The 13,163-nt window shown below is 33.8% G+C and carries 13 protein-coding genes; 7 read left to right on the forward strand and 6 right to left on the reverse strand.

Going from position 1 to position 13,163, the window contains the following annotated elements:
• Positions 1-7: 7 nt before the first annotated feature.
• From LNP04_RS05900 to LNP04_RS05910, 3 genes are all read left to right on the forward strand, one after another.
• Positions 8-985 carry an aldehyde reductase gene (locus LNP04_RS05900; protein WP_229985631.1) on the forward strand — a complete coding sequence of 326 codons (978 nt, stop codon included), beginning with the start codon at positions 8-10 and terminating at the stop codon, positions 983-985.
• A gap of 353 nt (positions 986-1,338) precedes the next feature.
• Complete coding sequence (locus LNP04_RS05905) at positions 1,339-2,136, forward strand: AraC family transcriptional regulator (protein ID WP_229985632.1); 798 nt, start codon at positions 1,339-1,341, stop codon at positions 2,134-2,136.
• A 103-nt stretch (positions 2,137-2,239) separates the two neighbouring features.
• Positions 2,240-2,953, forward strand: a complete 714-nt coding sequence (locus LNP04_RS05910; RefSeq protein ID WP_229985633.1) for a hypothetical protein — start codon at positions 2,240-2,242, stop codon at positions 2,951-2,953.
• 51 nt (positions 2,954-3,004) lie between these two features.
• On the opposite strand, the gene LNP04_RS05915 is transcribed toward LNP04_RS05910, so the two are convergent.
• Entirely contained in the window at positions 3,005-3,379 is a 375-nt protein-coding gene (locus tag LNP04_RS05915) for a Fur family transcriptional regulator (protein ID WP_229985634.1), read from the reverse strand.
• A gap of 104 nt (positions 3,380-3,483) precedes the next feature.
• Here LNP04_RS05915 and LNP04_RS05920 point away from each other — a divergent pair, with 104 nt between their 5' ends.
• The 4 genes from LNP04_RS05920 to LNP04_RS05935 all read left to right on the forward strand — a co-directional run bounded on the left by LNP04_RS05920 (position 3,484) and on the right by LNP04_RS05935 (position 6,374).
• The gene (locus tag LNP04_RS05920) at positions 3,484-4,389 is read left to right on the forward strand and encodes an NAD(P)/FAD-dependent oxidoreductase (RefSeq protein WP_229985635.1); all 906 of its coding nucleotides are present in this window, start codon (positions 3,484-3,486) and stop codon (positions 4,387-4,389) included.
• 56 nt (positions 4,390-4,445) lie between these two features.
• Positions 4,446-5,294 (forward strand): GLPGLI family protein, encoded by an 849-nt coding sequence (locus tag LNP04_RS05925; protein WP_229985636.1) that lies wholly within the window; start codon positions 4,446-4,448, stop codon positions 5,292-5,294.
• A 30-nt stretch (positions 5,295-5,324) separates the two neighbouring features.
• Positions 5,325-5,906 (forward strand): Crp/Fnr family transcriptional regulator, encoded by a 582-nt coding sequence (locus LNP04_RS05930; protein ID WP_229985637.1) that lies wholly within the window; start codon positions 5,325-5,327, stop codon positions 5,904-5,906.
• Positions 5,907-5,984: 78 nt separating this feature from the next.
• Complete coding sequence (locus LNP04_RS05935) at positions 5,985-6,374, forward strand: RidA family protein (protein WP_229985638.1); 390 nt, start codon at positions 5,985-5,987, stop codon at positions 6,372-6,374.
• A gap of 553 nt (positions 6,375-6,927) precedes the next feature.
• Here LNP04_RS05935 and LNP04_RS05940 read toward each other — a convergent pair.
• The 5 genes from LNP04_RS05940 to LNP04_RS05960 form a co-directional block, all read right to left on the reverse strand.
• Positions 6,928-7,755, reverse strand: a complete 828-nt coding sequence (locus tag LNP04_RS05940) for a glycosyltransferase (RefSeq protein WP_229985639.1) — start codon at positions 7,753-7,755, stop codon at positions 6,928-6,930.
• A gap of 256 nt (positions 7,756-8,011) precedes the next feature.
• Positions 8,012-8,938 (reverse strand): malate dehydrogenase, encoded by a 927-nt coding sequence (locus LNP04_RS05945; RefSeq protein WP_229985640.1) that lies wholly within the window; start codon positions 8,936-8,938, stop codon positions 8,012-8,014.
• Positions 8,939-9,146: 208 nt separating this feature from the next.
• Positions 9,147-9,698 (reverse strand): biliverdin-producing heme oxygenase, encoded by a 552-nt coding sequence (locus tag LNP04_RS05950; protein WP_229985641.1) that lies wholly within the window; start codon positions 9,696-9,698, stop codon positions 9,147-9,149.
• Positions 9,699-9,714: 16 nt separating this feature from the next.
• Positions 9,715-11,925 (reverse strand): ATP-binding protein, encoded by a 2,211-nt coding sequence (locus LNP04_RS05955; RefSeq protein WP_229985642.1) that lies wholly within the window; start codon positions 11,923-11,925, stop codon positions 9,715-9,717.
• A gap of 222 nt (positions 11,926-12,147) precedes the next feature.
• Complete coding sequence (locus tag LNP04_RS05960; protein ID WP_229985643.1) at positions 12,148-13,161, reverse strand: nucleoid-associated protein; 1,014 nt, start codon at positions 13,159-13,161, stop codon at positions 12,148-12,150.
• Between the last annotated feature and the right edge of the window lie 2 nt (positions 13,162-13,163).

Consider the following 13,163-nt stretch of genomic DNA (forward strand, 5'->3'; position numbering starts at 1 on the left):
AAACAAAATGGAAAACAGACAAACAAACAAAAAGGTCTTGGTAACAGGAGGCACAGGATTTTTAGGAGTTCATACTATTCTGCAATTATTACAGCGAGGATATGAGGTGAAAACCACAATTCGTTCATTAGCCAAAAAAGACAGCATCATCAAAGCATTAGAAGAAGGAGGAATTACAGATTTTTCGAACCTTACTTTTATTGAAGCTGACCTTACATACGACAGCAATTGGAGTGAGGCTACAAAAGACTGTGAATATGTTCTTCACGTTGCATCACCCTTCCCCGCGCAGGATCCAAAAGATGAAAATGAACTTATTATTCCTGCAAGAGACGGGGCTTTGCGTGTTTTGAAAGCATCTCGTGATGCCGGTGTGAAGAGAGTGGTTTTAACTTCTTCTTTTGCAGCAGTCGGCTACAGTATTGACAAGAAAAACCATATTTTCACTGAGGATGACTGGACAGATGTGAATGCAGAACTTCCGGCTTATATAAAATCGAAAACAATTGCAGAAAAATCAGCATGGGAATTTATACAAAGTGAAGGCAATGGTTTGGAATTATCGGTTATTAACCCTGTAGGGATTTTCGGTCCTGTGATTGGTGGGATCACTTCGGCTTCGTTGGATATTGCCGTTTCTGGAATTCTGAACGGTAATCTTGAAACTACTCCACCATTTACTATGGGAGTTGTAGATGTGAGAGATGTTGCGGACATTCATATCAAAGCTATGCTTCACCCTGATGCTGCAGGAGAACGTTTCATTGCCACTTCAGACGGCGTGATGAGCTTTTACGATGTTGCCGAGCTGTTCAGAAAAGAAAGACCTCAATACTCTTCTGACATTCAAAATTTAGAACCAATCGGCAAAGAATTGTACAAAGAAATGGCCAACGAAAAAGCAAAAACCATCTTAAAGTGGAATCCAAGAAGCCATGAAGACGCTTTATTGGCAAGTGCAGATAGTTTGATGGTAAATCTGTAAATTTGTAAGACAAGTCAATGTAAAACCAACAGTTAAACTTTGACAAATATGAAACGACATTGAAAAACTGAAGCGTTAAGAAAATTTAAACTTAATCCGTTAAAAAACCATATGTTTCGACGATTCATATGTAAAATATGAGTATTGAGTCAAATTCCCTCTGTTCGAAGTGCGGCTCAAATATTAAACTGAAAAAACCAATATTAAATTCGCACAAGTTTTGTGGATTTTAGGATTAATTTTAAATTTTCAACGTAAGTTTCCAAATCTTGTTCTGAAGCTTCGAGATTGTTTCTTTTGTTTGACTATGTCGAATCTTCGATTTCAAGACAAAAGAAATTAATTATTAAAAAATGAAATTTAACAATCTACATTCCTGTCATCTCGGTCCCGAAATTTCTCCGGAACAGTTTATTCCCGAGCATTTCTTTTTGTTTTTGCTTAAAGGTTCGATGGTTTCGTACGATGGTTACAGGCATTACAATATGAAGCCCGGCGATTACTGTATTGCACGGAAAAATCATTTGGTTCGCTATACAAAATACAAGGAAGACGGAGATTTTGAAAAAGTGATTATTGCTTTTGATGAAAAATTTTTAAAGAAATTTCTGGAACGCCATCCCTATCAAGCCGAACCAACAGATAATAATGATTCTTTTCTGTTCATCAATGAAGATAAATTAATAAAGAATTTCGTACAATCTCTGGAACCTTATTACAACGGAACCGAGCAGTTGGACGATACTTTTGTTGACATAAAACGTGAAGAATTATTGATGATTCTGCTCAAAAACAATCCTGATCTGAAAGATATTTTTTTCAATTTCAATGTTCCGCATAAAATTGATTTAGAGCTATTTATGAATCATAATTATAAATTCAACATCAGTCTCGAACGTTTTGCGTTTATGACAGGGCGAAGTTTATCAACTTTTAAAAGGGAATTCAAAGCAGTTTTCAATAACAGTCCGGGAAAATGGCTGATTAAAAAACGTCTTCAGGAAGCTTATTTTTTATTAGATAAAGAGCACAAAAAACCATCAGAAATTTATGTCGATCTGGGATTTGAAGATCTTTCTCATTTTTCTTTTGTGTTTAAAAAAGAATTTGGAATTTCACCTTCCGAATTGAAAAGGCAGAATGTAACATAAAAACAATTCGTGATTTAACATAATTTTAAACTTTATTCATTCTCTTTAGCACCAAATTTGCTCCTACAGAATGGCAGAATTATGTTTCTCAGCTTATTGAATTATGAAGAATATCCTTTTAACAAGTGCTTTGGCTGCATTTACTTTGTGGTCGTGTAGTAAGAAAGATCAGAATGAAACTGTTACACAGGACGCTGTAAATGCTAATAATCGCAAAAATACAAATCCAACAGAAGTTATTTCAGATACAGGCTACAACATCAGCAAAATTCCGGTGACCGATAAATTTCATGGAATCTTCCCTTATTTTAAGCTTCCGGAAGGATATGCATTTACTGACCCCAGCTTGTATCATGGTAACGGACAAACCAAAGATTTTGATAAAGAATACTTCTATGACCACGGAACGTACACTGCAATGGAAGGGAAAACCTTTAAAGCAGAAATAAGAATATCTGAGGCGTTTAAAGATAAGAAATTCTCTCCGCTCGAGATTCAGAAGAGCTTTGATGAGTTGATAAAAAATGTGGGTGGTGTAAAAATAAATACCGGCGAACCGCTAAGAGAAGGTGAAGAAGAACGCCTGAAAAGAGAAGATCCGGAGGCTTATAATTTAGGATATATGCACTCTTGCAATAACTGGAAAAACGTAAATACTTACATCATCCGCAGTACAGAAAAAACCGTTTTCGTACAATTTAATCTCGGAAAAGAACAGACCAGCATTACAGTTTTAGAAGCTAAACCTTTTGAAAATAAAATGTCTATTGTCAAAGAAATGTCCAAAACAGATTCTTTAGACTCAAAGAAAAAGTAGTTTCACCAAATATAAAACAATCAAACCTCTGTATATATTGCTGAGGTTTTTTTATGCGCAATCTTTGCAAATTCCAGTCAGAATACAGTTCACAGTTTCTACCTGATACCCTTGTGGTAAAGAAAACTGAACAGGAACCGGCAAACATTCTATCGTCTGACAATTGGTACATCTGAAATGAAAATGATGGTAAGCCAGTTTCTTTTCTTCACATTTGATGCAGACTGCAAAATACTGTTTCCCATCTTCTGCCACAATGCGGTGTAGAATTCCGTCTTCGCAAAAACGGTTCAGGACACGATAAATCGTAGCACGGTCTATACTGATGTCGACTTTCTGCATAATTCCATCGGGACTCATGGCTTTTTTTGAATCTGTTAAAATATTTAAAACAGCATCTTTCGTTGGGGTACTTCTTCTTATCATTTTGTTAATGCGATTATGTTGCAATAATAAAAATTTATTCTAACTTTGCCAAACTTTCAAACAAGAAATTGAAATCTATTTAAATTCATTAAACATTTAAAATCATGAATACAGAACAATACGAAGTTATCATCATCGGGGGAAGTTACTCAGGATTATCTGCAGCAATGGCTTTAGGAAGATCTTTAAGAAAGACTTTGGTCATCGACAGCGGAAAACCTTGTAATGAGCAAACGCCTCATTCGCATAATTTTCTGACTCATGACGGAAGCTCACCTGCCGAGATTTCTACAATAGCTAAAAGTCAGGTTGAAGAATATGATACGGTAAAGTTTTATAATGGAAAAGCAATTTCAACTCAAAAAACAGATTTTGGATTTGAAATTACAACAGAAAAAGGTGAAAAGTTTAATTCAAAAAAACTGATTATTGCTACCGGAATTATCGATGAAGTTCCCAATATCAAAGGTTTTCAAGAATCCTGGGGAATCTCACTGATTCACTGCCCATATTGCCACGGCTACGAATACAAAGGCAAGAAAACTGGAATTATTGCGAATGGAGATAAGGCTGTTCATATTTCTTCTTTAGTTAAAAATTTAACTGAAGATGTTACGATTCTTACGAGAGGAAAAGCCAATTTCACTTCTGAACAATTGGAAAAACTTAAAAATAATCAGATTGACATTATTGAAACCGAAATTTCTGAGCTGAAAAATGAAAACGGCTATGTAAAAAGTCTGGTCTTTGATGACGGAAAAGAAATCGATTTTGAAGCGGTTTACGGTGCGTTTCCTTTCAAACAACACTCTGAAATTCCTAAAGATTTGGGTTGTGATTTTACAGAAATGGGGCATATCAAAACAGATATGTTTCAGAAAACAAATGTTCCCGGACTTTTTGTGTGCGGTGACAATTCTTCGATGATGCGTTCAGTTTCGAATGCGGTGATGACTGGAAATGTAGCCGGAGCAATAGTGAATATGGAATTGGTGACGGATTGTTTTTAAAACAGGAATAGATATTCAATCAATTTTGTAGATTTGATTAATCATATCAAATATCAATGAATAAAATCTTCTTTCTCGTAACCTTCACATTCATTTTAAAACTAAATGCCCAGAATCACAGATTTATTTATGAGTACAAATATGTTCCCGATTCTATAAAAATTGACAGTGTTTTAACCGAAAATATGCGTCTCACAGTTTTTAAAGATCATTCGGAGTTTTTGAGTGAGATGAAAGCTAAAAGAGATTCTGCCGTTGTAAAATCTTCGCAGAAAAAAAATGGGCATGTGGGCACAGACCTTTCACCCGGAAATATCAAAATGTTCGTGTGGAAAAATAAAAGTAATATCAAAAATTACTCAACAGAATTCGTCGGAATGGAATCTTATAAAGTAACGGATGAAACTGATTTTAACTGGACATTAATTGATGAAACAAAAAAGATTCAAAACTATAATTGCCAGAAAGCAATCTTAAAATTTGGAAGGCGAGAATGGACGGCTTGGTTTACCACAGAATTGCCATTTCAGGATGGTCCGCATTTATTCAGGAAACTTCCGGGTTTAATTGTGGCTATTGAAGATTCCAAAAAACATCATTCTTTTCAACTCATCGCCAATTATAAAACCAATAATGGAACTTCTGTGATCAAGCCATCTCATTTACTGAAAAATTATGAGGTCAACAGAAAGCAGTTTAATAAAAAATGGAACGACTTCAGGAAAAACCCGATTAGCGCAAACGAACAGTTTTTGCTCATGAACCCACAGATTACTCAATTCAAATCCTACGACGAAAACGGGAATGAAATGGATACAAATGCTTTAAAAAAGGCAGGAACAGAAAAAGCTAAGAAAAATTTAGTTAAAAACAATAACTTTCTTGATCTTGAATTGTACAGATAATTAGTACAACTGATTATTAAATTAAAATAAATGAATGTCCTAAAAGATCATATCAGCAAAACAATTTCCTTGACCGACGAAGAATTTTCGGTTGTTGAGTTATTTTTTGAAGAACAGCATTTCAAAAAACGTGAAATGATTATCAAAGAAAATGATCAGGTTGACCATGTTTATTTTATTGTTTCCGGACTTTTAAAACTTTTTTACACTGACGCTGAAGCCAAAGAACACATCATTTCGTTTTCAATGGAAGATTGGTGGGAAAGCGATTACGCAGCATTCTATACCCAAAACAAAGCTACTCAATCCCTGCAATGTCTGGAAGATACTTCAGTTTTAAAACTTTCTTTTAATGATTATCAGCAGCTCCTGACTGAAGTTCCCAAAATGACCGATTTCTTTCTGAAAAAAGCCATTGGCGGACATATTTCAAACCAAAGAAGAATTCTTTCACTGATGACAATGAATGCTAAAGAGAAATACGAACAATTTTTGAAATTCTACCCCACACTCATCCAGCGAGTTCCAAAAACCGTTTTAGCAGCTTATTTAGGAGTTTCCAGAGAAACATTAAGCAGATTGTATTTAGAATCAGGTTTAAAAAAGCAATAAAATAGTGACGCACGTCACAGCATCAATTTCCCGACTCTGCCGAACTTTGTTCCATTAATTTAATTAAAATATTTCAAAATGGAAAAAAGAATCATCAACCCTTGGACTTGGCAAGACGACAGAAATTATGCACAAGCTGTGGAAGTTAAAAATGTTCAGAGCACGCTTTACGTTTCCGGACAAACCGCTATCAACGATGACGGAATTACAAGCGATGCCGACATGAGAACGCAAATTATTAAGACATTTGAAAATCTTGAGAAAGTAATTCTACAGGCAGACTTTGAGGTGAAAAACATTGTTCGCCTCAATGTCTATACGACAGACCATCCCGCATTTTTTGAGAATTTTGACGTCTGGCAAAATTGGATTACTCAACATGGCATTCAACAGGCAAGTAATGTAATTGAAGTCAAAACATTGTTTGAAACGCTGAAAGTTGAGATGGAGGCGACGGTTGTTAAGTAATTTTTTTTAAGGAGAAAGTTCACTACATCGTCAATTCGAATGGCAGAGCATATCGAGAACTTTTGTGATTTTCTTAATCATCTTGATTTCATCGATTTTAAAATAAGTTTTGGCTAAAGGCAAATTTGATAACTTTAATTATGGTCGGGCATTAGCCCGACCTTTATAGTTAATTATCTTGAATATGTAATTAGTTTATGTAATTCGATAACTAATAATCCCGAATTTATGGGATTCTTCTTGAAGAGGAATCTCAATAGCAAGGGATCTGATCCAATTTCTTCACCGAACTTTGTATTAGCTATCTGAAGTGACTAATTCTGTAAGTCGTTTTATATAGTAACAATTGTGAAAGTTTCTTTATTTCAGAATTCCTTTTACCAATATCCAAAACAATAAATTCATATTCATCTATGTATTTTTACTAAAAAAATCATTTAATTTTGGAATAGGAAAACAGTAGGAAGATTGAAATTTTTCATGAAATCCAAATAAAATAATCGCTGTTATTATACAAAATCATGTCAAGGTACTTACTAAAAAAACTGTCATATTATCTAAACAATGATTTAAGTTTTATAATTAATCTATATGCCAATCCTGTTTGATAATTGAGAAGAAAATAAATTTCGTCGGAACTTTTATATATTGAAGGAACATCTATTGAATTAATAGTTTTAATATTTCTTCTTTTCATAGCTTCATAAATCACATAAGCAAATGATTCTTTGGCTATTTGCTTTGAATTTTCTTGAGAAATCCCACTAGAATGAAGTCTATAGTTATATAAAGTCTCTCGAATAAATTTCACCTTACCTAATTCTAAAATTTTTAAATATAAATCTTGATCAACTGCACTTTTTAAATCAGGATTTATTCCGGAAGTCTTTAGATAAGTTTCCTTTTTAAAAGTAAAAAAATGTGCAAATTGAATAGGACAATTAAAAAAATATTTATCATTGTAAATCTCTTTAGTACTACCAAACACATTTTGAGGTTTTAAATTCTCATCACACAACATCATTTTAGAGTACGTAGCAACAATACTTTTATTTCGAGAATATTCTTCAACAGATTTTTTCAAAGCAGCAGGATAAAGAGTATCATCAGGATCTAAGAAAGCGCAAATTTCGCCAGTGGCATATTCTACACACTTTCTCTTAGTAAAACCACAACCTTTATTTTCTGAATTTTCATAAAATAAAAATCTGTTGTCATTTTTGATGATATCTTTTATGATATTTACAGAATTGTCCGTAGATCCATCATCAACGATAATAGCTTCCCAGTTATTATATGTTTGGCTTATTAATGAATCGTAGCAATCTCTAAAATACCTGATATTATTGTAGTTAGCAATAAGAACGGAAATTTTTTCCATTTTGAAATAAATGTGTTTTTAAATAATTTTCAAAACTACATTATTTTCTTCTTGTAGATAATTAGTTTACTTTTTATCAATAAAATATTACATTTAAATTAAAACAGCTAAACACTCAATAAAACAACTTTTTTAATAAACAAAAATAGAAATTCCATGATTTTTAGAAAAATTTTTTTTTACTTTATTTGATAGTAAAAAAGAACCGCGCGCCCCTTGGGCGCGCGGTTCTTTTTTACGAAAAGTTTAATGAATATTAAAACTTCAAATCACCATTCACTTCTCTTACTGCCTGTGCAGCTTCAGCAAATTTAGCTTTCTCTTCTTCAGTTAAAGAAATATTGACGATGCTTTCAACACCGTTTTTCCCGATAATTGCAGGAACACCTAAGCAGATATCACTTTCGCCATATTCTCCGTCAAGCATTAATGAACAAGGGATCATTTTCTTTTGGTCACAAGCAATTGCCTGAACCATTACAGAAACTGCTGCACCTGGTGCATACCAAGCTGAAGTACCTAACAATTTAGTTAATGTAGCTCCACCCACTTTAGTTTCTTCGATTACATATTTTTGTTTAGCATCGTCAAGAAATTCAGTTACTGGAACTCCGTTTCTTGTTGCTTTGCTCAATAATGGAAGCATACCAGTATCACTGTGAGCAGCGATTACCATTCCGTCTACGTCTGAGATCGGAGCTTCTAAAGCTTCAGCCAATCTGTATTTGAATCTTGCAGAATCTAAAGCACCACCCATACCAATGATTTTGTGCTTAGGAAGACCTGAAGTTTTGTGTACCAAATAAGCCATCGTATCCATTGGGTTAGAAACCACGATGATGATTACTTCAGGAGAATTTTTAACTAAGTTTTCAGTAACTTCTTTTACGATGCCCGCATTGATACCGATTAATTCTTCTCTTGTCATTCCCGGTTTTCTTGGGATACCAGAGGTGATAACTGCTACATGAGAACCTGCTGTTTTGCTGTAATCTCCTGTTGTACCTGTAATTTTTGTATCAAATCCGTTCAAAGATGCAGTCTGCATCAAGTCCATTGCTTTTCCTTCAGCAAAACCTTCTTTGATATCTACTAAAACTACTTCCGAACAGAAGTCTTTCATTGCGATGTATTCTGCACAACTTGCTCCTACAGCACCTGCACCTACTACGGTTACTTTCATAATATGTTTATTTATTGTTTTTAATGGAATTATGGAACCTTATAGTTTCATAATATGTTTATTTATTGTTTTACTTGAATTATGGATCTTTACAGATTCATAATATATTTATTGTTTATTTTGTTAGTTTAAATTTTTGCTTCCCAAATGTACAAATTCCCGAAAAATTGGGCAATCTTTCGGGAATTTTAATTATTATTTAAGGAAATTAATTAACGTTTAGTAAAAACGTATAAAGTTTCTTCGCTCCAGACAGTACTTCGTCATAGTTTTCTTCCGTCACTTCAGTATCCAAAACTTCTTTGAAGTTCTTCCACATCGGACCTGTATTTTCCTGATAGCATCCAAAAAAGTTGAATGTTACCTCATCAAAACCTTCAGTTTTTGAAAGCTGCTTTGCGATTACATTTCCACCCAAAGTAGAACCTTCAATCACGTACATTGCTCCTAAAGCTTCATGCTCATTGGCAAATTCAAGATCGTGAGAAGCCTTTTGATTTTCTAAGTCTAAACTCGCCAGATCTTTTTCAATCAACGGAAGTTTGACTCTTTTATCTAAATGAAGTTTTGCTGAAAATTTTTCTGAAAGGTTACTGAATATTTTGTTCTCACTGTGAAGTAGCATCAGATAATTGGTATTGATGATTTTCTTGTAATCTTCTAAAGTGAAAGTTTTGCTGAAGATTTTATCAGAACTAAATAGTTTTTCAGCTGCATCATGAAATTCAACCGTGTTTTGTTTTAGATATTCAGATACCATTTTTTTTGTTTTAATTTTAAAGTTGTTTCACAAATTTAGGGTTTTGAAACGTCAAAATAAAACAAGTTCCGTTAACACTGCTCTCGTAATCGACGTTTCCACCAATCCTATTCATGATTCGGTGAACAATTGAAAGTCCGATTCCGTTTCCTTTGAATTTTCTGGCGTTATCCATCCTGTTAAAAATCTTAAACATTCTGTGCTTTTCAGATTCAGGAATTCCGATACCGTTATCTGTAATTTTGTAAATAACCTGCTCACCGTCTTCCATTCCTTCTATCAGAATTTCAGGCTGATCCTGTTTAGATGAATACTTGATTGCATTATTGATAATATTTAAAAACACCTGATGCAATAAGGTTTTGTCTGCCATAACGTTTGGACAATCTTTGATTACTACCACACTTTTCGGAGTGTCAAAAGTCATTTTTGCATTTTCTGTAATTTTCTCTATGGTACGCTGCGTTTCTAAATCTTCCAGCTCAATTTCACTGTGCTTGGCTCTGCTTAGTTGCAAAACGTCATGCATCATTTCAGCCATATTGTCGATTTCGTCAATTATAGAACTGATTTGCCGTTTGTTTTTGTCTGAAGTATCAGAAAGGCTTTTCAGTAGCATCTGCGCATTCAGTTTCATCACAGTCAACGGTGTTCCAAGATCATGCGAAATGGTGTATGAAAAACTGTCTAATTCTTCATTTACTTTTTTAAGTTGCTCATTCAGTCTTTTGATAGTGACGTACTGTCGGTGAGAAGTCTCCAAAATCACATCACGAATAGACTGTACCGAAATTTCGTTTCTGCTGCTCCATCTTCTGGAATTCCCTTTAATTTCTTCTTTAAAAACTTCAAAAGACGTTCTCGGTGAAATAATATTTCTTTCTTCTCCATTTTGAGAAAATACTCCGATTTTCTTTTCGGGATTTCCTGCCCAATTGATATGATCGTCAAATTCTTTTCTGAACCAAATCAGCAATTCGTTTTTACTTTTTTCAACAAAATAAATAACGATTCCACCTACTGTTTCATCAAGATCCAATTCATTACCGAAATCTTTAAGAAAACTACGGCTCATAAATATGGTTTCTTCAGTATTTCGATATGCCCAGTCGACGATCTTGTGAATAACCTCACGTGTCGGCGTCGCACCGTCAGTCACGACATAATTTTCTGAAACTACCGCCAAGCCATCAGCTTCAGGAAGATTTCTGATTTCAGATTTATTTTCTACAAGCGATTCGAATAAGGTGTTGTGTTTTAAAAATTCAGATTTAAGCTGTGATGCTTTTAAATTTAAATCTAAACGATATTCTAATTCTTTTTTTGATTTAAATGAAGAATAGGCATTGGATGCCAAAACTGTGAAAATGCCGGCCTGCACACGATCTTCAAGATCAATATGTTTGGGTTCAGAATTTTGACAAGTCACTAAGCCCCAAAGTTTGTCATCAATAATAATTGACACGCTGAAACTTGAAGAAGCACCTGAATTTTTGATGTACTGCCCATGAATAGGCGACATTACACGTGATGAAACAAAAGTAAGATCAATGCTATCGACCGTTTTGCTAACCAACTTCACCGGCTCTGCATGCACATTGCTAAAAATTCGTTTTCTTTTCTTTTTATAAAGGTCACGAGCCTGTCTCGGAATATCAGATTCGGGATAATGTAAGCCTAAATAACTTTCAAGATTATCATTGATTTTTTCGGCAATCACTTTACCGGAACCATCTTCCATGAATTTGTAGACCATGATACGGTCATAATTGATGATATTGAAAAGCGTGCTTAAAAGCTGATCCCAAATTTCCTGATCGTTATCGATGATGTAAAAATTATCGTACTTATTAGTGATTCTTTTTTCATGATTTTTCAGAAGTGCTTCAAACTCCAAAAAAATCTGATTCTGATTTTTAAAAATTGAAAAGTGATATTCTTTATCTCCGATAAAAATTTTATCGAAGTACGTTTCGTTGTCTCTACGGGTAAGATTTTCTAAAGATTCGAAAATATCAGAAGTCATAACTGTCTGAAAAAGCTCCGGAAAGTCTGTCAGTTTCTTTCCGAAAAAGATTTCAGAATTTTCAACATTAAAAACATCTGTAATATTTTCACTGAAAAACGTAATGGTGTGAGATACTGCATCAATGCCAATCAGGTAACCAAAACTTTGTATGTAGCCCGGAATATGAATGGGCTCTTCATGACATTCAACAAAATTCATAAATAACACTTAAAGAATCAAAGTTAATCATTTTTATTACCTGATAAACACTTTGTGGTACTCAAGTTGAAATTTGTACTGATTATTAATAAAAATTATTACTTTTTAATAGTAATTTAACACAAGTATCTGATTATCAAAGCATAACAGTTAATTTTTATTAAAATATTCTGTGATATGCATAATATTCTGGAGCTTGAAATATTAAATTACTCATCTTTTTTAAACCTCTTTATCAAAGTAAAGCATATAATATTTCCCTTTTTCATCCTGACCCTGCTCAAGCATTTTTCGGTCTCCGTGAATGTAAATATGGAAGTTTTTATCTAATTTAATAATGCTTTTAAAATGTCTCTGCGTTTTTTTCACTGCCGCTTCACTGATTGGAAATTCTTCTGCAATATTAATCTGCATTTCCTGTTCGTAATCAGTCTTAAAATTATTAAAGCTTTCAATGACATGCTCATCTTTCAAAACCTCAGCCGCAAAATCATCCAGCTTAAATTCTTCTTTTTCTTTAAAGAAATTAATAGACTGATTCAGAAAATCTGCCTGGTCAGCCTTTGAAACCTCAAATTCCTGCGGAAGTTGCTTGATGATATAATCTTTATAAACCATCAAAGCTTCCTGTGTGTGAAAATATTCATCGTCACGCTGCTTCACTTTCAGGAAATCTTCGAACCAATAATACATGTCACCATTTTTATTGTTATCAACTACAGAAAGTACGTAACCGCTTTCTTTACTGCTGTTGTAAATCAATGCTGCTTTATCGATTTTCGAAAGACTTATTCCCTGATCTTTATCGATCTCGAATGATTCATTTTTAGGAAAAATCTTTAGGAAAGATTCTCTTTTTTCAGTTTTAAAAATACCAATTTTATCCACTTTGTCGTCACCTTCTCTATCGTCTTCAAAATAAACAACAAACAATTCGCCACCCTGAACTCGTGGATTTTCGGCAGCTTCAAAGAGATGTTTTGCCAGATTTTCAGATTCCCAAAGGAACTTGGCTTTGTCTTCAAAAATTTCTGACACTGAACTGAATACAGGATTATTGACCAAATAAGAATCACTATAAAATTGATACGTTTCTTCAGTTTTGAATGAACCTAAAAAATAATTCTCCAACAATTCTACGGTTCCTTCATCCAGCTGAAGTTCTTCCTGAGAAAGAATAAGAGATTCACCGTTGATTTTATTTCCGACTCTGTGTACTGCAATTTTTGAAAACATCT

Source organism: Chryseobacterium sp. C-71, assembly GCF_020911865.1.
Taxonomy (GTDB): Bacteria; Bacteroidota; Bacteroidia; order Flavobacteriales; family Weeksellaceae; genus Chryseobacterium.